General features: G+C 61.2%; 15 protein-coding genes. 9 read left to right on the top strand and 6 right to left on the bottom strand.

Going from position 1 to position 20,560, the window contains the following annotated elements; translation table 11 throughout:
* Window positions 1–248 precede the first annotated feature (248 nt).
* From DK871_RS07210 to prpD, 6 genes are all read left to right on the top strand, one after another.
* Window positions 249–962, top strand: coding sequence for a GntR family transcriptional regulator (locus DK871_RS07210; protein WP_003193321.1), 714 nt, complete (start codon window positions 249–251; stop codon window positions 960–962).
* Window positions 959–1,852: a methylisocitrate lyase gene (prpB, locus tag DK871_RS07215; protein ID WP_003193320.1), complete on the top strand. Its 894-nt coding sequence runs from the start codon at window positions 959–961 to the stop codon at window positions 1,850–1,852. Before DK871_RS07210 ends, prpB begins: the two co-directional genes overlap by 4 nt.
* A gap of 155 nt (window positions 1,853–2,007) precedes the next feature.
* The gene (prpC, locus tag DK871_RS07220) at window positions 2,008–3,135 is read left to right on the top strand and encodes a 2-methylcitrate synthase (protein WP_161904519.1); all 1,128 of its coding nucleotides are present in this window, start codon (window positions 2,008–2,010) and stop codon (window positions 3,133–3,135) included.
* A gap of 170 nt (window positions 3,136–3,305) precedes the next feature.
* On the top strand, window positions 3,306–5,900 hold the full coding sequence (gene acnD / locus DK871_RS07225; RefSeq protein ID WP_161904520.1) for a Fe/S-dependent 2-methylisocitrate dehydratase AcnD: 2,595 nt from the start codon (window positions 3,306–3,308) through the stop codon (window positions 5,898–5,900).
* An 11-nt stretch (window positions 5,901–5,911) separates the two neighbouring features.
* Window positions 5,912–7,102, top strand: a complete 1,191-nt coding sequence (prpF, locus tag DK871_RS07230; protein ID WP_161904521.1) for a 2-methylaconitate cis-trans isomerase PrpF — start codon at window positions 5,912–5,914, stop codon at window positions 7,100–7,102.
* Window positions 7,103–7,301: 199 nt separating this feature from the next.
* Window positions 7,302–8,786: a 2-methylcitrate dehydratase gene (prpD, locus tag DK871_RS07235; protein ID WP_161904522.1), complete on the top strand. Its 1,485-nt coding sequence runs from the start codon at window positions 7,302–7,304 to the stop codon at window positions 8,784–8,786.
* Between the two features lie 129 nt (window positions 8,787–8,915).
* Here the strand turns inward: prpD and DK871_RS07240 are convergent, their stop codons facing one another.
* The 5 genes from DK871_RS07240 to DK871_RS07260 are packed head-to-tail and all read right to left on the bottom strand — an operon-like array spanning window position 8,916 to window position 14,438.
* Window positions 8,916–9,644: an alanyl-tRNA editing protein gene (locus DK871_RS07240; protein WP_161904523.1), complete on the bottom strand. Its 729-nt coding sequence runs from the start codon at window positions 9,642–9,644 to the stop codon at window positions 8,916–8,918.
* Between the two features lie 2 nt (window positions 9,645–9,646).
* Window positions 9,647–10,639 carry a serine O-acetyltransferase gene (locus DK871_RS07245; RefSeq protein ID WP_161904524.1) on the bottom strand — a complete coding sequence of 331 codons (993 nt, stop codon included), beginning with the start codon at window positions 10,637–10,639 and terminating at the stop codon, window positions 9,647–9,649.
* Window positions 10,640–10,676: 37 nt separating this feature from the next.
* The gene (locus DK871_RS07250; RefSeq protein ID WP_161904525.1) at window positions 10,677–11,591 is read right to left on the bottom strand and encodes a PLP-dependent cysteine synthase family protein; all 915 of its coding nucleotides are present in this window, start codon (window positions 11,589–11,591) and stop codon (window positions 10,677–10,679) included.
* A 16-nt stretch (window positions 11,592–11,607) separates the two neighbouring features.
* The gene (gene moeB, locus DK871_RS07255; RefSeq protein ID WP_161904526.1) at window positions 11,608–13,470 is read right to left on the bottom strand and encodes a molybdopterin-synthase adenylyltransferase MoeB; all 1,863 of its coding nucleotides are present in this window, start codon (window positions 13,468–13,470) and stop codon (window positions 11,608–11,610) included.
* Between the two features lie 23 nt (window positions 13,471–13,493).
* Window positions 13,494–14,438, bottom strand: a complete 945-nt coding sequence (locus DK871_RS07260; RefSeq protein WP_032897827.1) for a DMT family transporter — start codon at window positions 14,436–14,438, stop codon at window positions 13,494–13,496.
* Window positions 14,439–14,547: 109 nt separating this feature from the next.
* On the opposite strand from DK871_RS07260, the gene DK871_RS07265 reads away from it, so the two are divergent.
* Entirely contained in the window at window positions 14,548–15,972 is a 1,425-nt protein-coding gene (locus DK871_RS07265) for a PLP-dependent aminotransferase family protein (protein WP_161904527.1), read from the top strand.
* 104 nt (window positions 15,973–16,076) lie between these two features.
* On the opposite strand, the gene DK871_RS07270 is transcribed toward DK871_RS07265, so the two are convergent.
* The gene (locus tag DK871_RS07270; protein WP_003193298.1) at window positions 16,077–16,895 is read right to left on the bottom strand and encodes a pyruvate, water dikinase regulatory protein; all 819 of its coding nucleotides are present in this window, start codon (window positions 16,893–16,895) and stop codon (window positions 16,077–16,079) included.
* 178 nt (window positions 16,896–17,073) lie between these two features.
* On the opposite strand from DK871_RS07270, the gene ppsA reads away from it, so the two are divergent.
* Complete coding sequence (gene ppsA / locus DK871_RS07275) at window positions 17,074–19,449, top strand: phosphoenolpyruvate synthase (RefSeq protein WP_032895796.1); 2,376 nt, start codon at window positions 17,074–17,076, stop codon at window positions 19,447–19,449.
* 106 nt (window positions 19,450–19,555) lie between these two features.
* A complete protein-coding gene (locus DK871_RS07280) occupies window positions 19,556–20,545 on the top strand; it encodes an alpha/beta fold hydrolase (RefSeq protein ID WP_056786734.1) in 990 nt (329 codons plus the stop codon).
* The last annotated feature ends 15 nt before the right edge of the window (window positions 20,546–20,560 follow it).

Raw genomic sequence — 20,560 nt, forward strand, 5'->3', positions numbered from 1 at the left:
ACTGTTCATTTCATGGCGACTGGCATTGCTGCGCAATCTCGGGTGCGCCCTTTCATCATCTGATGTCAGGCAAAAGCGGCGGGCATTCTAACATGATGCTTTTTTGGCGCCAGCGCTGGCAGGCGGCCATGCCTTGGCAGGTCGATGCAGAGGTTATTAGACGATTGTCGACAATATGTATTTATTCTTTGACTATGTGGGGCTAATTGACTAGTTTTTGCGGCATTGCTTTTAAAGGTGTCGACAATATGTTGGAGCAACTGGAAAAACCAGCCGTGGCACCGGACGATTCCCAGACCATGTCGGAGAACGTCTTCCGGCGTATCCAGGCCGCCATCGTCAAAGGCGAAATCGCCCCCGGCAGCAAGATTTCCGAGCCGGAGCTGGCGCGCACCTACGGCATCAGCCGCGGCCCGTTGCGCGAAGCGATCCATCGCCTGGAAGGTCAGCGCCTGCTGGTGCGGGTGCCTCACGTCGGCGCGCGCGTGGTGTCTTTGAGCCACGCCGAGTTGGTTGAATTGTATGAAATTCGCGAGTCGCTGGAAGGCATGGCCTGTCGCCTGGCCGCCGAGCGCATGACCGACGCGGAAATCGAAGAGCTACGCCAGGTGCTGCACACCCACGAACGGGACGCGGCGTTCCAGGCCGGTGTCGGCTATTACCAGCAGGAAGGCGACTTCGATTTTCACTACCGCATCATTCAAGGCGCCGGTAACCGCACCCTCACCCAAATGCTCTGCGGCGAGCTGTACCAATTGGTGCGCATGTACCGCATCCAGTTCTCCGCCACCCCCAATCGTCCACGCCAGGCCTTTGCCGAGCATCACCGCATTCTGGACGCGATTGCCGATCGCGACGGTGAACTGGCCGAACTGTTGATGCGCCGGCATATCGGCGCCTCCAAACGCAACATTGCCCGTCACTTCCCGGACGGTGCGCCTTCATCACGAGGTGAGTCATGAGTTCCAACAACAACAGCACTCCCGGCCAGCGTTTTCGTGACGCCGTCGCCAGCGAACAGCCCTTGCAAGTGGTAGGCGCCATCAACGCCAACCACGCGCTCTTGGCCAAGCGCGCCGGCTTCAAGGCGATTTATCTGTCAGGTGGCGGCGTAGCCGCTGGCTCCCTCGGCGTGCCAGACCTGGGCATCACGGGCCTGGATGACGTGCTCACCGACGTGCGCCGCATTACCGACGTGTGCGACCTGCCGCTGCTGGTGGACGTGGACACCGGTTTCGGCTCCTCGGCGTTCAACGTGGCGCGTACCGTCAAGTCGATGATCAAGTTCGGCGCCGCCGCCATCCATATCGAAGATCAGGTTGGCGCCAAGCGCTGCGGTCATCGCCCGAACAAAGAAATCGTGTCCCAGCAGGAGATGGTCGACCGCATCAAGGCCGCCGTAGATGCGCGCACCGATGACAGCTTCGTGATCATGGCGCGCACCGACGCCCTGGCGGTCGAGGGCCTGGAGTCTGCTCTGGAACGCGCCGCCGCGTGCATCGAGGCCGGTGCCGACATGGTGTTCCCGGAAGCCATCACTGAACTGGAGATGTACAAGCTGTTCGCCTCCCGTGTGAAGGCGCCGATCCTGGCGAACATCACCGAGTTCGGCGCCACACCGCTGTACACCACCGAACAGTTGAAATCTGCGGATGTTTCCATTGTGCTGTACCCGCTCTCGGCTTTCCGTGCCATGAACAAGGCCGCCGAGAATGTCTACACCGCGATTCGTCGCGACGGTACCCAGCAGAACGTGATCGACACCATGCAAACGCGCATGGAGCTTTACGATCGCATCGACTACCACACCTTCGAGCAGAAGCTCGACGCGCTGTTCGCCGCGAAAAAGTAACTGCACTGTAGGAGCGAACTTGCTCGCGAAGATCGCCAACGATAACGCGGGAAACCTGGAGAAACGCGATGCCCTTGCGTTTTTCGCGAGCAAGCTCGCTCCTACAGGGTGTGAGCTGGACGGCTCCCTGATAACTACAAAATTGGAGAACGAACATGGCTGAAGCTAAAGTATTGAGTGGTGCTGGCCTGCGTGGCCAGGTCGCCGGGCAGACTGCACTGTCCACCGTGGGCCAGGCCGGCGCCGGCCTGACCTACCGTGGCTACGACGTACGCGAACTGGCTGCCGACGCCCAGTTTGAAGAAGTCGCTTACCTGCTGCTCTATGGCGAACTGCCAACCCAGGCCGAGCTGGCCGCCTACAGCAACAAGCTGAGCAAACTGCGTGACCTGCCCCAAGCCCTGAAAGAAGTGCTCGAACGCATCCCCGCCGACGCCCACCCGATGGACGTGATGCGCACCGGTTGCTCGTTCCTGGGCAATATCGAGCCGGAGAAAGACTTCAGCGTACAGCACGATGTCACCGACCGCCTGCTCGCCGCGTTCCCGGCGATCATGTGCTACTGGTACCGCTTCAGCCACGACGGCCAGCGCATCGACTGCGTGACCGACGAACCGAGCATCGGCGGCCACTTCCTGCACCTGCTGCATGGCAAGAAGCCGAGCGAGCTGCACGTCAAAGTGATGAACGTGTCGCTGATCCTCTACGCCGAACACGAATTCAACGCTTCGACCTTCACCGCACGGGTGTGTGCATCGACCCTGTCCGACCTGTATTCCTGCGTCACCGCCGCCATCGGCTCCCTGCGCGGCCCGCTGCACGGCGGTGCCAACGAAGCGGCGATGGAAATGATCGAGCGTTTCTCCTCGGCCCAGGAAGCGGTTGAAGGCACCCTTGGCATGTTGGCGCGAAAAGACAAGATCATGGGCTTTGGCCACGCGATCTATAAAGACAGCGACCCGCGCAACGAGGTGATCAAGGGTTGGTCGAAAAAACTTGCTGACGAAGTGGGCGACACCGTGTTGTTCCCGGTCTCCGAAGCCATCGACAAGACCATGTGGGAACAGAAGAAGCTGTTTCCCAACGCCGATTTCTACCATGCCTCGGCGTACCACTTCATGGGCATCCCGACCAAGCTGTTCACGCCGATCTTCGTGTGCTCGCGCCTGACCGGCTGGGCCGCGCATGTGTTCGAGCAGCGCGCCAACAACCGCATCATCCGTCCAAGCGCCGAGTACACCGGCGTTGAGCAGCGCAAGTTCGTGCCAATCGAACGTCGCTGAATTGCAGGTGTAACCCTGCTCTCTGTAGGAGCGAGCTTGCTCGCGAAAAACGTCAAGGCACCGCGATCATTCAGCATGCCAGCGTTATCGTTGACGACCTTCGCGAGCAAGCTCGCTCCTACAGGAGGCGGGCTTCACGCAGTAACCTATTCCGTGACCGAGTCCTGACGATGAACACTGAATTTCGCAAACCGCTCCCCGGCAGCCGCCTGGATTTCTTCGACGCCCGTGCGGCTGTCGAGGCAATCACCCCCGGTGCCTACGCCACCTTGCCCTACACCTCGCGCGTGCTCGCCGAGAACCTGGTGCGCCGTTGCGACCCGGCCACCCTCAATGCCTCGCTGAGCCAACTGATCGAGCGCAAGCGCGACCTCGACTTCCCGTGGTTTCCGGCCCGCGTGGTGTGCCATGACATCCTCGGCCAGACCGCCCTGGTCGACCTCGCCGGCCTGCGCGATGCCATCGCCCAGCAAGGCGGCGACCCGGCGCAGGTCAACCCGGTGGTGCCCACTCAACTGATCGTCGACCACTCCCTAGCCGTCGAGGCCGGTGGCTTTGACCCGCAAGCGTTCGAAAAAAACCGCGCCATTGAAGACCGTCGCAACGAAGACCGTTTCCACTTTATCGAGTGGACCAAAAAGGCCTTCAAGAACGTCGATGTGATCCCGCCAGGCAACGGCATCATGCACCAGATCAACCTGGAGAAAATGTCCCCGGTGATTCAGGTGCGTGACGGTGTGGCCTTCCCGGACACCTGTGTTGGCACCGACAGCCATACCCCCCACGTGGATGCCCTGGGGGTGATCGCCATCGGCGTCGGTGGCCTGGAAGCCGAGAGCGTGATGCTCGGCCGCGCGTCCTGGATGCGCCTGCCGGAAAGCGTTGGTGTGGAACTGACCGGCAAGCTGCAACCAGGCATCACCGCTACCGATATGGTGCTGGCGCTCACCGAATTCCTGCGCCAGCAGAAGGTGGTCGGTGCCTGGCTGGAGTTCTTCGGCGAAGGGGCTTCGGCACTGACCTTGGGTGACCGTGCGACCATCTCCAACATGGCCCCGGAGTACGGCGCCACCGCCGCGATGTTCTACATCGACGCGCAAACCATTGCCTACCTCAAACTCACCGGCCGCGAAGATGAACAGGTCGCCTTGGTCGAGCAATACGCACGTCACACCGGCCTGTGGGCCGACGACCTGAAAGGCGCGCAGTACGAGCGCAGCCTGAGCTTCGACCTCTCCAGCGTCGTGCGCAACATGGCCGGCCCGAGCAACCCCCATGCCCGCCTGGCCACCCGCGACCTGGCGTCAAAAGGTATTGCCGGCCGATGGGATGACGTGCCGGGGCAAATGCCCGACGGCGCGGTGATCATCGCCGCCATCACCAGTTGCACCAACACCAGCAACCCGCGCAACGTGATCGCCGCCGGCCTGTTGGCGCGCAACGCCAACAAGCTGGGGCTGAGCCGCAAGCCTTGGGTCAAGTCGTCCCTGGCGCCGGGCTCGAAAACCGTGGCCATGTACCTGGAAGAAGCGGGACTTGGCCATGAGCTGGAAAAACTCGGGTTTGGCGTGGTGGCCTTTGCCTGCACCACCTGCAACGGCATGTCGGGCGCGCTCGACCCGGTGATCCAGCAAGAGATCATCGACCGCGACCTGTACGCCACCGCAGTGTTGTCGGGTAACCGCAACTTTGACGGGCGCATTCACCCCTACGCCAAGCAAGCCTTCCTGGCGTCGCCGCCGCTGGTGGTGGCCTATGCGATTGCCGGTACCATCCGTTTCGACATCGAGAAGGACGTGCTCGGCCTGGACGCCGACGGCAGGGAAATCCGCCTGCAAGACATCTGGCCGAGCGATGAAGAGATCGACGCGGTGGTCAAGGCTTCGGTGAAACCCGAGCAATTCCGTGCGGTGTATATCCCGATGTTCGCCATCCACGAAGACACCGGGCCCAAGGTCATGCCGCTGTACGACTGGCGCCCACAAAGCACCTATATCCGCCGTCCGCCGTATTGGGAAGGCGCGCTGGCCGGCGCACGGCCGCTCAAAGGCATGCGCCCGCTGGCGGTGCTGCCGGACAACATCACCACCGACCACTTGTCGCCGTCCAACGCGATCATGCTGGACAGCGCCGCTGGTGAATACCTGGCGAAAATGGGTTTGCCGGAAGTCGACTTCAACTCCTACGCCACCCACAGGGGCGACCATTTGACGGCGCAGCGCGCCACCTTCGCCAACCCGAAACTGTTCAACGAAATGGTGCAGGAAAACGGCAAGGTCAAGCAGGGCTCTCTTGCGCGTATCGAGCCGGAAGGCAAGGTCACGCGGATGTGGGAAGCCATCGAGACCTACATGGAGCGTAAGCAGCCGCTGATCATCATCGCCGGCGCCGACTACGGCCAAGGTTCGTCCCGCGACTGGGCGGCCAAGGGCGTACGCCTGGCCGGTGTGGAAGCGATTGCCGCCGAAGGCTTCGAGCGCATCCACCGCACCAACCTGGTGGGCATGGGCGTGCTGCCCCTCGAGTTCCTGCCGGGTACCGACCGCCACACCCTCAAGATCGACGGCAGTGAAACCTATGACGTGGTCGGCGAGCGCACCCCGCGTGCGCAACTGACCCTGGTGATCAACCGCAAGAATGGCGAGCGTGTCGAGGTGCCGGTGACGTGCCGCCTGGACACCGCCGAAGAAGTGTCGATCTACGAGGCGGGTGGCGTGTTGCAACGTTTCGCCCAGGACTTCCTGGAATCAAAGGCGACCGCCTGAAGAGGATAACCATGGCACACGTAGCGCAAATCAGAATTCCCGCCACCTACATGCGTGGCGGCACCAGCAAGGGCGTGTTCTTCAGTCTCAAGGACCTGCCCGCAGCGGCGCAGGTGCCGGGCCCTGCACGCGACGCCTTGTTGCTGCGAGTGATTGGCAGCCCCGACCCGTACGACAAGCAGATCGACGGCATGGGTGGGGCCACCTCGAGTACCAGCAAGACCGTGATTCTGGCCAAAAGCAGCCGCGCCGATCACGACGTGGACTACCTGTTCGGCCAGGTCTCCATCGACAAGCCATTTGTCGATTGGAGCGGCAATTGCGGCAACCTGTCGGCGGCGGTGGGTTCGTTCGCCATCAGCGCTGGCCTGGTCGATGCGGCCCGCGTACCCCATAACGGCGTGGCCGTGGTGCGGGTGTGGCAGGCCAATATCGGCAAGACCATCATCGCCCACGTGCCGATCACCGATGGCGCGGTGCAGGAAACCGGCGACTTTGAACTGGACGGCGTGACCTTCCCGGCCGCCGAAGTGCAGCTGGAATTCATGGACCCAGCGGCGGAAGAAGAGGGTGGTGGGGGGTCGATGTTCCCCACTGGCAACCTCGTCGATGACCTGGAGGTACCCGGCGTCGGTACCTTCAGGGCCACGCTGATCAACGCCGGTATCCCGACGATCTTCATCAATGCCCAAGACCTCGGCTACACCGGTACCGAGCTGCAAGGCGCGATCAACAGCGACCCCAAGGCCCTGGCGATGTTCGAGACCGTGCGGGCGTATGGCGCGTTGCGCATGGGCCTGATCAAACACCTGGACGAAGCCGCCCAGCGCCAGCACACGCCCAAGGTGGCGTTCGTGGCCAAGCCTGCCGATTACGTGGCTTCCAGCGGCAAGGCGATCAAGGCCGGCGATGTGGATCTGCTGGTGCGTGCTTTGTCCATGGGCAAACTGCACCACGCGATGATGGGCACCGCGGCGGTGGCGATTGGCACCGCCGCGGCGATTTCCGGCACCTTGGTCAACCTGGCGGCAGGCGGCGTGGAGCGCAATGCCGTGCGCTTCGGGCACCCGTCCGGCACCTTGCGCGTAGGCGCCGAGGCCAGCCAGGTGGACGGTGAATGGGTGGTGAAGAAAGCCATCATGAGCCGCAGCGCACGGGTGCTGATGGAAGGCTACGTGCGCATCCCAGGCGACGCCTTCTAAAGGTCTACGCAGAGCCCCTGTGGGAGCGGGCTTGCCCGCGATGACGGAGTATCAGTCGACATCTTTATCAACTGAAAAATCGCAATCGCGGGCAAGCCCGCTCCCACAAGGGATCTTTATTCCAAGGCAGGCAACCAGACCCGCCCTGATGATCAACCGTGAGCTTGAGGAATAAACCCACCTATTTTGGAGAACTGCCATGAGCGCCAACGTCGACCAGAACAACCGCCCCGACTACGACCCGGTGTTGCAGGACATCGCCGACTACGTCCTCAACTACCGCATCGACTCCCAGGACGCCCTGGATACCGCCCGCAACTGCCTGATGGACACCCTCGGCTGTGGCGTGCTGGCCCTGCGCTTCCCCGAGTGCACCAAGCACCTGGGGCCGATGGTGGAGGGCACCGTGGTGCCATTCGGCGCACGGGTGCCGGGCACTTCGTTTCGCCTGGACCCGGTCAAGGCCGCCTGGGATATCGGTTGCATCGTGCGCTGGCTCGACTACAACGACACCTGGCTTGCCGCCGAATGGGGCCACCCATCGGACAACCTTGGCGGCATCCTCGCCGTGGCCGATCACCTGTCGCAAAAGCGCCTGGCCAATGGCGACGCGCCGCTCACCGTGCGTGCAGTGCTGGAAGCGATGATCATGGCCCACGAGATCCAAGGGGTGATTGCCCTGGAAAACTCCTTCAACCGTGTAGGCCTCGACCATGTGTTGCTGGTGAAAGTCGCTACCACGGCGGTCACCGCCAAGCTGATGGGCGCCAACCGCGAGCAGCTGCTATCGGCGTTGTCCCATGCCTTTGTCGATGGCCAGGCGCTGCGCACCTATCGCCATGCGCCGAATGCCGGCTCGCGCAAATCCTGGGCGGCAGGCGATGCATCGAGCCGCGGCGTGCGCCTGGCAGACATCGCCCTGCGTGGCGAAATGGGCATCCCCGGCGTGTTGAGTGCGCCGCAATGGGGCTTCTACGACGTGCTGTTCAGCCACACCAACAAGAACTTGGCGCTCAAGCCCGAGGACAAGCGCGCCTTCAGCCTGCCTCAACCCTATGGCACCTACGTGATGGAAAACGTGCTGTTCAAGATCAGCTTCCCGGCTGAGTTCCACGCGCAAACCGCCTGTGAAGCGGCAGTCGCCCTGCATCCGCAGGTCAAGCATCGCCTGCATGAAATCGAGCGCATCGTGATCACCACCCACGAGTCGGCGATTCGCATTATTTCCAAGGTCGGCCCATTGGCCAACGCCGCCGACCGCGACCACTGCCTGCAATACATGACCGCCGTGCCCTTGGCGTTCGGCAACCTGGTGGCCGAGCAGTATGAAGATGATTTCCACGCCGCCCACCCGATCATCGATGAGCTGCGCGACAAGATGGTCATCGTCGAAGACCCGCGCTACAGCCGCGAATACCTGGAGGCCGACAAACGCTCCATTGCCAACGCGGTGCAGGTGTTTTTCACGGACGGCACCTGCACCGAGCAGGTGGCGGTGGAATATCCGATTGGCCATCGTCGCCGTCGGGTGGACGGCATTCCACTGCTGGAAGACAAGTTCAAGGCCAACCTGGCCACGCGCTTTACTGCGCAACGCAGCGCCGAGATTTTTGCATTGTGCAAGGATCAGGCACGGCTTGAGGCGACGCCTGTGAACCGTTTCATGGACCTGTTAGTGATCTGAAAAACAACACGGTCAAGGTGGGAGCTGGCTTGCCTGCGATAGCGGTGTGTCAGCCCCACATGAATTAACTGGATGTCAGCTATCGCAGGCAAGCCAGCTCCCACAGTTGACCGAGCCCAGCTTCAGAATCTATTCAAACCGCAGTATCACTCGGCGGTTGTGTTTGCTCTTTTTCTCGATCTTCTCGCAGAACACCCGGCCGATTTCCTCGGTATTGAGCACATGGGTACCGCCGCAGGGCTGGATATCGATGCCGGGGATTTCAATCACCCGTACCGAGCCCGAGACCACCGGCGGCGCAACCGCCTGGGTGCGGGTGATCTGCAGCAGGGTCGCGTACTCGGTGGCAGGCATCGACAGCGTTTTCACCGCGTGGGCCTGCTCGATCAGGGCGTTGAGGTCACGGGTGAGGCCGTCTTTGTCCAGGGTCATCTCTGGCAGGTCGAAATCCAGTCGGCCTTTATCCGCACTGATGCTGCAACCGGTCACGGGTGCGTCGATGAGGGAGCACAGCAAGTGCAGGCAAGTGTGCATCTTCATGTGCTGGTAGCGCCGCTCCCAATCCAGCCCGGCGTCGACCTGGACGCCAGAGACCAACTGTTCAGGGCAGTGGTCCACCTGGTGCCAGATGATCGAGCGCAACACCGGGTCGCGCACGGTGCCGGTCACTGGCACCCGTGTGCCATCGGCCAGGGTGAGGTGGCCGGTATCGCCCGGTTGCCCGCCGCCGGTGGGGTAGAACAGGGTGTGCTCCAGGGCGATACCCTGTTCGCTGACGGCAATCACCCGGGCGCTGAAGGCGTTCTGGTAGGGCGCGCTGTCGAACAGCGCCAGGGTTTCCATGGTATGCACGGACATGTTCAACCTCCGACGATCAATGGGGTGGCTTGCAAGAGGTGGCGCACCAGTGCGCTCAAGCCAGGGGGAGAGAGCAGGGTGATTTCAAATTCCGGCCCGCATACCTTCAGGTTCAGGGGCAGGCGTGGCAGTTGTTCGTCGTTGTCGAGGCGACGCAGACGAAACTGCAGGTGGTGACGCTCTTTCACCGTGGGTTCGAGCATCAGCCCTTGCAGCGGATGAAAGTCGGCGTCCAGCACGGTGACCTTGTGGCCGACACTCACCTCGCCCACCACGTGCAAGCGCTCATCCAGGGCAAAGGCGCCGAGGTAATTGCTGTGGTCTGATTCATCGTTTTTTTGCAGTTGGATCTGGTTGACCACCTTGACCTTGGTGCCTGCCGGCACGTCTTGGGTAATCACGCAGGAGGGGCTGATAAACACGTTGTCGCCGATCGACACGTAGCCCAGCACCCGGGCGCCGGCGCCGACTTCGACGTTGTTGCCCAGGCGTGGGTGGCGCTTGCCGTCCGGGTTGTTGGCGATACCGCGCGCGCCCAGGGTCACGCCGCAGAGGATGTAGCAGTCATTGCCGATCACACAGGTTTCGCCGATGACGGTGCCGTAGCCATGGTCCAGCACAAAGCGCCGGCCAATGCGCGCTGCCGGGTGAATCTCGGCGCCGGAGAGGATCTTGCCCTGGTTGCTGAGCTTGAGGGCCATGCGCGAAAAATCGCCGTTGTCAGCGGTCTGGAAATGCCACACCAGGTGCGCAAGGCGGTAGAACAGCACGGCCTTGAACGAGGCGTAGGATTCCAGGATCAACTCACCGCGGCCACGGGACGCCGGGTCGCGATAGGCATAGGCGATCAGGTCCTCGGCCACTGCCTGGGCGGCGTTCTGGATCAACGGCGCCAGGTGCGGTTCCAGCTGCTTCATCTGCCCGGGCGTCAGGGTGGTGATGAGGTGGGTCAGCAACTCATCGTGCAGCTGTTGCATGTCGATAAAGCCCCCCATGGAGACACCCCCGTATGTTGAATGGTTAAAAGCCCGGTTACTCGAAACTGGGCAGGTAGCTGTCGGCATTGTCGTAGACCATGGTCAACACCACCGTTTCGGGCGGCAGTTCGGGGGCAAGTTGGGCGATGGCAACCATGTTGGCGGCCGAAGACAGCCCCAGGCTGATGGCATCGGTGCGCATGATGCGTTTGATCATGTCCAGGCAATCGGCGTGCGACACCTTGAGCATGCCGTCGATCACATCCAGGTTGAGGATGCTGGGGATCAGGCCAATCGACAGGCCCTGAATCGCGTGCGCGGCGTGCTGGTCTTTCAGCAAGTCGCATTCCTGCGGTTCTACGCCCATCACTCGCAGCGCCGGCCAGGCTGCCTTGAGGGTTTCGCCGATACCGGTGATATGCCCCCCGGTGCCTATGCCGCTGACGAAGTAGTCCACGCGCTGTTCACCGAAGGCGCGGAGGATTTCCGGGGCGGTGGTGTCACGGTGGGTTTGGGGGTTGGCGCCGTTGCGTTGCTGGTTGAGCATCACGTAGTTGGGGTTCTCCAACTGCAGCTCCATGCACTTTTCGCCGTGGGAGTTATTGCCCAGGCGGCTATCGGACAGCACTACCCTGGCGCCGTACAGCCGCAGCAGTTTCTGTTTTTCCGGGCTGTAGTTGTCAGGGATCACCAGCACCACTTTGTAGCCCAGCACATTGCCGGCCATCACCAGGCCAATGCCGGTGTTGCCACCACTGGGTTCGATGATGGTCTGCCCGGAATCACGGATCAGCACGCCGCGGCGCTCGGCATCCAGGATCATGCCCAAGGCGATGCGCGCCTTGTGGCTGCCACCGGGATTGAGGGACTCCAGCTTGGCGTAGACCTCGATGCCGAGGTCTTCGGAAAACTGGGCCAGACGCACGATCGGCGTTTGGCCGATCACGTCGAGGATGGAGTTATGCAGCATCAGTACGCCCCCACCCTTAGTACAACGGCATGTCAGGTTCGACGTCGCGAACCCAATGTTTCATGCCACCCTGCAAGACTTTGGTGTTGGCAAAGCCGGCGGCCAACAAGGTGCTGGCGGCTTGCTCGGCGCGAGTGCCTGCGTAGCAGATCAGGTAGTGGGTGTTGTCGCGGCTCAGGCTGGCGAGCTGCCCATCCAGTTCTGCCAGCGGGATATGCACCACGCCGGGTAATTTGCACACTTCCAGTTCGCTGGCGTCACGCACGTCCAGCAATACATCGGCGCTGCTGGGGTGTTCGAGCACTTGCTTGAGCACCTGGGGCTTGATGTAGCGTTCTGCGGCCAGGGAGGGCTGGCTCGGTACGGCATCGGCGCAGGCGGCCGGCGCGACGGTCTCGCTGTGGCGCAGGTCTGAACAGCAGGGGCAGTCGGCGCGGCGCTTGAAGCGGATCTCGCTGAACTTCATCGCCAGTGCGTCGAAGCGCATCAAGCGGCCGGACAAAGGTTCGCCAATGCCGATCAGCAATTTGATCGCCTCGGTGGCCTGGATCATGCCGACCACACCCGGCAACACGCCGATCACACCGCCCGCGCTGCAATTGGGCGCCAGCTCAGCGGGCGGGGCCTTGGGGAACAGGCAGCGATAGCACGGCCCACCTTTATAGTTGAGTACGCTGATCTGCCCGTCGAAACGGTAGATGGCGCCGTACACCAAAGGTTTGCCCAACTGCACACAGGCGTCGTTGACCAGGTAGCGGGTGTCGAAATTGTCGGTGCCGTCGATCACCAGGTCATAGGCGCCCACCAGTTCCAGGGCGTTGTCGCTGTTGAGCGCGGTGTTGTACGCGTTGATCTGGATATGCGGATTGAGGTCCAGCAGGCGCTGCTTGGCGGACTCGACCTTGGGCATGCCCAGGGTGCTGTTGCCGTGCACAATCTGGCGTTGCAGGTTGCTGCTTTCCACCACGTCAAAGTCCACCAGGCCCAGGGTGCCGATGCCGGCCGCAGCCAGGTACAGGCTGATGGGCGAGCCCAGGCCGCCGGTACCGATGACCAGCACCTTGGCTTTCTTCAGGTTCAATTGGCCTTCGCGGCCGACGCCCGGCAAGGTGATGTGGCGCACATAGCGCTGCACTTCTTCGTTGCTCAGGGTATCGATGTCCATGCCACCTGAGGTAGCGAGCAACACTTCGATCCGGCTTTTTGCCGGCAGGGCGTCATCGGGCTCGATCAGCTCTTCCTCGGCGGTAAACAGGAAGTGTTCCTTGAGCTGGTCGTTCTTTTCATGGAACAGGTGCTGACGCAATTGGGGGTGATGGGTGCAGAGATTTTCAATGACTTCGCGCAATGTCGATCCGGCGCCCTCAAGGGTCGATTCCGGCAGCTTGGCCACGCGAACCAGAATGTCGGGGAAAGAGACAGCGTTCATGGACAACTCCGTGTGCAGGTCGTTGAAAGGTTGAAGGGAGAAATGCTTGCCATCCCAGGCAAACAGCTTGGAGCCCAGGGCCTGGCCCTGACGTACATCCACCACCAGGTAACTGACGGGGAAAATCGGCTCGCCCAGGAACAGCGCCTTGTCCTGGTCTTCGTCACTGAAATAGGCGCCCACATCCGGGTGTGAGTGGTAGATCACCACCACCGGGTTGTCGCTGCGAAACGCCTTGTTCATCAGCAGGGTGTCGGCCACTGAAAAGGTGTAGCCGTTGGCCGCGCTGCGTGGGTACATCTGGGGGTTCTTGCGGTGCAGCTCATTCTGGATATTGCTGCCCAGGTACACGCTGCCGTCGGCGAAGACAAAACCACAGCACTCCTCGGGGTAGCTGCGGCTGGCGTGGGCGTAGATCTGTTCCAGGGCGGTGGGGCGGAGGACGTCCATGTTTCTCTCGCGTTGGTTGAGGGTCACTTTTTCTTGGCCATGAGTTTTTCAATCGGCAATTTGGTGATCGCAAAGCCGGCCAGCAGGATTGCCGAGTACAGCATCAGGTCGCGAGAAATTTCCACGCCTTCGTACCAGGCACCGATGATGACCGCGAACACCGGGAAGATGATGAAGACGAACGACAGGATGATCGGGCTCAGGCGCTTGAGCAGCATGAAATACACAATGAACCCACCCACCGAGGCCACCAGGCCCAGGTAGAACAGCGCGCTCCAGGAGCGCAGGGTGATGGCGTCGAACGTCGGCGTTTCAAACCACAGGCCGGCCAGGAACAGCATCAGCCCGGCAATGCCGATGGGCAGGGTGTTGTAGGTGATGACGCTGATGGCGCTGCCTTTTTGCTTGGTAATGACATAGCACAAGGCGTGCATGATCGCGGCGCTCAGAATGGCAAGCACCCCGAGGAACTCGGCGTGGTCCAGGTGCAGGCCCTGGCTCTTGATGATCATGTAGAGGCTGCCGAAACCGATGCCGATGCCGACCACTTGGGAAAAATAGATGCGCTCGCGCAGGAACAGTGCGGAGAAGATCAGGATGAACACCGGCATGCAGCTGAACAGCAGGGCGGTGAGGCCCGACGACACATGCATTTCGCCGTAGTTGAGCAAATAGTAGGGAACGCTGAAGTAGGACAGGGTCACGAATACGAAGAACCAGCGGCTTTCCCGGGGAAACAGGATCGGCTCACGGCGCACCATGGCAAAACACAGGAACAGCGGAAACGCGATGAGAAAGCGCAGGCCGGCGGACGTCAGCGGCGGCACGCTCTCGACGGCGATCTTGATGCCTAGCCAGGTAGTGCCCCAGCTCAGGCACACGATCAGGAACATCACGCTGGTCACCAGCCCGGCGAGCCACTGTTTTTGCGTTTTTGTTTTTGCAGTGTTTTCGAGAACGGCGGACATTGGCATCGTTTATTGCTTCCCTGAGCCGGAATTGAACTCTATATTGAACTTGTAATGAGTTATGTTTATCGGCGATTGAACCCGTAAAAGCACACTATTAGGGCGAAAGATGGCTGTCAAAACAAATATTGACATGGTGTCAATTATGCGTGAGGGGTTGTCCAACGGGCAGGGCGTGAAGTACAAGCGTCTGTCCGATGTGATGGAACGGGGCATCCTCGAAGGCTTGATTGAACCGGGACGAAAACTGCCGCCCCACCGGGTGCTTTCCGACAATCTAGGCGTGACCATCGGCACCATCAGCCGGGCCTACGGTGAGCTGGAACGCCTGGGCCTGGTGGTTGCACGGGTAGGTGACGGCACTTTCGTGCGCAAGCGTGGGATGGAGCGCCAGCGTGATGAGGGCTTTCGCAATTTCAGCGAGGAGCCGCGCCAGTACTTCGACATGAGCCGCAACATGCACATTCCCGGGCAAGAGACGGTGTTTCTCGCCCAGAGCTTTCAAACCCTGTCGACCAACGCCAAGTTCCTCCAGGACATCAGCGCCTACACCCCGGACGCCGGCTTGCCGCGTTACCGTGAAGCGGGCGCGCAATGGCTGGTACAGCGCGAGTTTCATCCGATTCCCGAGCAGGTCATCTGCGTCAACGGCGGCCAGCACGGCTTGCTGTGCGCCATGATGGCCCTGCTGCGCGCTGGCGATACGGTGGTCACCGAGCAGTTGACTTACCCCGGGCTGATTACCGCCGCGCGCATGCTGGGGGTGCGGCTGATTGGCCTGGAGATGGACGAGGAGGGTGTGCTGCCCACGGCCCTGGATGAGGTCTGTCGTAATCACCGGATTTCGGCGTTGTATTGCACGCCGACTATCCAGAATCCGACGACCGCTGTGTTATCGGTTGCGCGCCGCGAAGCCTTGGCCAGGGTGTGTCGCGAACATAACCTGCTGATTCTGGAGGACGAAGCCCACGGTGTGCTGGTGGAGGACCGTCCGCCGCCCCTCAGCTATTTCGCGCCAGAGCGTACGATCTTGATCAGCAGCCTGAGTAAGGCGGTGTCAGCCGGTTTGCGGGTGGGCTACGTGCATGCGCCACCGGCGCTGGTCAGCCGCATCTCGGCGGCGATACGTTCGACCTGTTGGATGGCCACACCTGTGACCCTGGAACTGGCGACCCAGTGGATCGAAAACGGCACGGCAGAGTATTTGTTGCGTCAGCAGATCAACGAGATCAGTCGGCGCAAGACGTTGGTCAAAGATTTATTGACCGGCCTGGCCTACCGCACCCACCTCAACAGCCCGCATTTCTGGATCGAAGTACCGGAACCCTGGCGAGCCTCGGAAATCGAGGCAGAGCTCAAGCAGAACAATTACCTGATCGCCACCGCCGAGGCGTTTGCCGTGGGGCAGACGGCGGTGCCGCAGTTTATTCGGGCGAGTATCTGTAATACGTCGGGCGATGATCAATTATTGCGCGAGGGGTTTGATGCGCTGGCGACGGCGTTGGGGCAGGGGGGCGGGCGGTTTCATCTGTAAATCCGCGTTACCGTTCATCGCAGGCAAGCCAGCTCCCACAGGGGAATGCATTCCAACTGTGGGAGCTGGCTTGCCTGCGATAGCGTCAGATCAGGCGCCAGCGATCACTTGAAGCGCCGCTCCACACCCTTCTCCACCAAAATCTTCGCCGAAATCTCTTCCACCGAAAAATGCGTGGAATTGATGTGCGCAATATTCTCGCGGCGGAACAGATTTTCTACTTCACGCACTTCGAATTCGCACTGGGCATAGCTGGAGTAGCGGCTGTTGGGCTTGCGTTCGTTGCGGATGGCAGTCAGCCGGTCCGGGTCGATGGTCAGGCCGAACAGCTTGTGGGAATGCGCGCGCAGGGCGGCGGGCAAGGTCAGGTGTTCCATGTCGTCTTCGGTCAGCGGGTAGTTGGCCGCACGAATACCGAACTGCATGGCCATGTACAGGCAGGTCGGGGTCTTGCCACAACGCGACACGCCCACCAGGATCAGGTCGGCCTTGTCGTAGTAGTGAGTGCGGGCGCCGTCGTCGTTATCGAGGGCGAAGTTCACCGCCTCGATACGCTCCATATAATTGGAGTTATGCCCGATGGAGTGGGATTTTCCGACGGAATAGGACGAGTGTTCACTCAACTCCTGTTCCAGCGGCGCCAGGAACGTAGAGAAAATGTCGATCATGAAACCATTCGACGTTGCGAGAATCTCACGAATGTCTTGATTGACGATGGTGTCGAAAATGATCGGGCGAAAACCGTCTTTTTCAGCCGCCAGATTGATTTGTTGTACCATGGCCCGCGCTTTATCCACGCTGTCTATATAAGGCCGGGTGAATTTGGCGAAGGTAATGTTTTCGAACTGCGCGAGCAGGCTCTGACCCAATGTTTCGGCTGTGATGCCGGTGCCGTCGGAAATAAAGAAAGCAGATCGTTTCATTTGAGCCCTGGGCCTTAAGCTGATGGCGAATCTTGGATATGATAGGCGCGATTTTGCCGTCCCGCAGTGGGCCGCATTCTCACTTATTTTCCAGGTCCAGGCCACAAGCGCTGGCGTTAGCTCCTACTGAGCAACCCGCGTCCTGAGCTTTTCCAACACAGAAAGTGGAGAGATCACCTTGGTAGAGTACGTAGTTTCCCTCGATAAGCTCGGCGTCCATGATGTAGAGCATGTGGGGGGCAAGAACGCATCCCTCGGCGAGATGATCAGTAATCTTGCAGGCGCTGGTGTCTCGGTGCCCGGTGGTTTTGCCACCACGGCCCAGGCTTACCGCGACTTCCTCGAGCTGAGCGGCCTCAATGCCCAGATCCACGCCGCGCTGGACGCCCTGGACGTCGATGACGTCAACGCCCTGGCCAAGACCGGCGCCCAGATCCGCCAGTGGATCATGGAAGCCGAGTTCCCCGAGAAGCTCAACGAAGAAATTCGCACCGCCTTCGCCACCCTGTCGGCCGGTAACCCGGACATGGCCGTCGCCGTGCGCTCCTCGGCCACCGCCGAAGACTTGCCGGACGCCTCCTTTGCCGGCCAGCAGGAAACCTTCCTCAACATTCGCGGCGTCGAAAACGTGATCCGCGCGGCCAAGGAAGTGTTTGCGTCCCTCTTTAACGACCGTGCGATTTCCTACCGCGTACACCAAGGGTTCGACCACAAGCTGGTGGCCCTGTCTGCCGGCGTGCAGCGCATGGTGCGTTCGGAAACCGGCACGGCCGGCGTGATGTTCACCCTGGATACCGAATCCGGTTTCCGTGACGTGGTGTTTATCACCGGCGCCTACGGCCTGGGCGAAACCGTCGTACAAGGCGCGGTCAACCCGGACGAATTCTACGTACACAAGGGCACCCTCGAAGCGGGTCGCCCGGCCATTCTGCGCCGTAACCTGGGCAGCAAGGCCATCAAGATGATCTACGGCGACGAGGCCAAGGCCGGTCGCTCGGTTAAAACCGTTGACGTCGACAAGGCCGAGCGCGCGCGTTTCTGCCTCACCGACGCTGAAGTCAGCGAGTTGGCCAAACAAGCGATGATCATCGAAAAGCACTACAAGTGCCCGATGGACATCGAGTGGGCCAAGGACGGTGACGACGGCAAGCTGTACATCGTGCAGGCACGCCCCGAGACCGTGAAGAGCCGCACTTCGGCCAACGTCATGGAGCGCTACCTGCTCAAGGAAACCGGCACCGTGCTGGTGGAAGGCCGTGCCATCGGCCAGCGCATTGGCGCAGGCAAGGTGCGGATCATCAAGGACGTGTCCGAGATGGACAAGGTCCAGCCGGGTGACGTACTGGTTTCCGACATGACCGACCCGGACTGGGAACCGGTGATGAAACGCGCCAGCGCCATCGTCACCAACCGTGGCGGGCGTACCTGCCACGCGGCGATCATCGCTCGTGAACTGGGGATTCCGGCCGTCGTGGGTTGCGGCAACGCCACTCAACTGCTCAAGGATGGCCAGGGCGTGACCGTCTCCTGCGCCGAAGGCGATACCGGCTTTATCTTCGAAGGTGAGCTGGGTTTTGATATCAAGCAAAACTCCATCGACGCCATGCCCGACCTGCCGTTCAAGATCATGATGAACGTCGGCAACCCGGACCGCGCTTTTGATTTTGCGCAGTTGCCGAATGCCGGTGTGGGCCTGGCCCGCCTGGAGTTCATCATCAACCGCATGATCGGTGTGCACCCCAAGGCACTGCTGAACTATGACGGCCTGCCGCTGGACATCAAGGAAAGCGTCGACAAGCGCATCGCCGGCTATAACGACCCGGTAGGGTTCTACGTCGAGAAACTGGTCGAAGGCATCAGCACCCTGGCTGCGGCGTTCTACCCGAAAAAGGTCATCGTGCGTCTGTCGGACTTCAAGTCCAATGAATACGCGAACCTGATCGGCGGCAAGCTCTACGAGCCAGAAGAAGAAAACCCGATGCTGGGTTTCCGCGGCGCCTCGCGTTACATCAGCGAAGCGTTCCGTGACTGCTTCGAGCTCGAATGCCGTGCGCTCAAGCGCGTGCGCAACGAGATGGGCCTGACCAACGTCGAGATCATGGTGCCGTTCGTGCGCACCCTGGGCGAAGCGAGCCAAGTGGTGGACCTGCTGGCCGAAAACGGCCTGACCCGTGGCGAGAACGGCCTACGCGTCATCATGATGTGCGAATTGCCGTCCAACGCCATCCTGGCTGAAGAGTTCCTGGAGTTCTTCGACGGTTTCTCCATCGGCTCCAACGACCTGACCCAGTTGACCCTGGGCCTGGACCGCGACTCGGGGATCATCGCCCACCTGTTCGACGAGCGTAACCCGGCGGTCAAGAAGCTGTTGGCCAACGCCATCCAGGCCTGCAACAAGGCTGGCAAGTACATCGGTATCTGCGGCCAAGGCCCTTCGGACCACCCTGACCTGGCCAAATGGCTGATGGAGCAGGGGATCGAGAGCGTCTCGCTGAACCCCGATTCCGTGCTGGAAACCTGGTTCTTCTTGGCTGAAGGCCAAGCGTCCGCCTAAGATCGCATGGTCAAAAGTGCCGGTCACTCGTTGCGGGTGACCGGCATTCTTATCTGTACAGGGCGGGAATCCTTGCGGACGCCGCCCTTTTTTGTGCAAGAGCATTATGCAAAGCAGCAGCAATCTGTTTCCTGTCGCCCTGATCAGCGCTGAACGTCGTGGCGACCTGAGTGAAGACGTCTACCGGCTCAAACCCGGTAACAGCCCAGACGGCACCGTCGAGCTGGCGGTGACCCGTTTGGGCCTGGCCGATGTCCCGGAAAACCGGGGCACGCCGATTATTTTATTGCATGGCAGTTTTTCCAACCGGCGCTTCTGGTACTCGCCCAAGGGCATCGGCCTGGGGGCTTACCTGGCGCGTCGCGGATTTGATGTGTGGATCCCGGAAATGCGCGGCCATGGCTTGTCCAAGCGCAATCACGACTACGCCAGAAACCGTGTCGCCGATTACGCACGCTACGATTTGCCGGCCGTGGGGGCGTTTGTGTCTGAGCAAAGCGGGCAGGTTCCGCACTGGATCGGGCATTCCCTCGGCGCCACCACCTTGGCTGCGGCCTTGGGCGGGCAGCACTTGGACGCGTCCGCGGTGGCGTCGGTGGCGTTGTTCGGCTGCCAGGTCAGTCGTACACACTGGCCGTTGAAAATTCCACCGGTGGAGTGGGGCGGTCGCTTTATCCTCAAGCGCCTTGCCCACCTGTCCGGCCCGCGCTTCAAGCGTGGGCCCGAGGACGAACCGGCTGGGGTGATGATCGAGGCGATGCGTTGGAACGGCCTGTTCGGCCGGTTTGGCGATGCCGAACATGACTGGTGGAAAGGCTTGGCGCAGGTCGATGTGCCACTGTTGGCGGTGAGCGCCGCGGGCGACCGGCAAGACCCGGACTGGGCCTGCCGCAAGCTCTTCGAGCAAGTGGGCAGCGAGCATCGCCAGTACCTGTGCCTGGGGCGTCAGCAAGGTTTCAGCGAGGATTTCGGCCATGTGCAGATGCTGGTCAGCAAAGCCGCCCAAGCCCAAGTGTGGCCTTTGGTCGAGCGTTGGTTGAACGACCCGCTGACGCCTGTATTCGGCACACAGCCCGAGGTGGCTGCAACGGTTTGACGAAACGCTCTGCCA

It is taken from the genome of Pseudomonas sp. L13 (genome assembly GCF_009935965.1).
Classification (GTDB): domain Bacteria; phylum Pseudomonadota; class Gammaproteobacteria; order Pseudomonadales; family Pseudomonadaceae; genus Aquipseudomonas; species Aquipseudomonas lactis.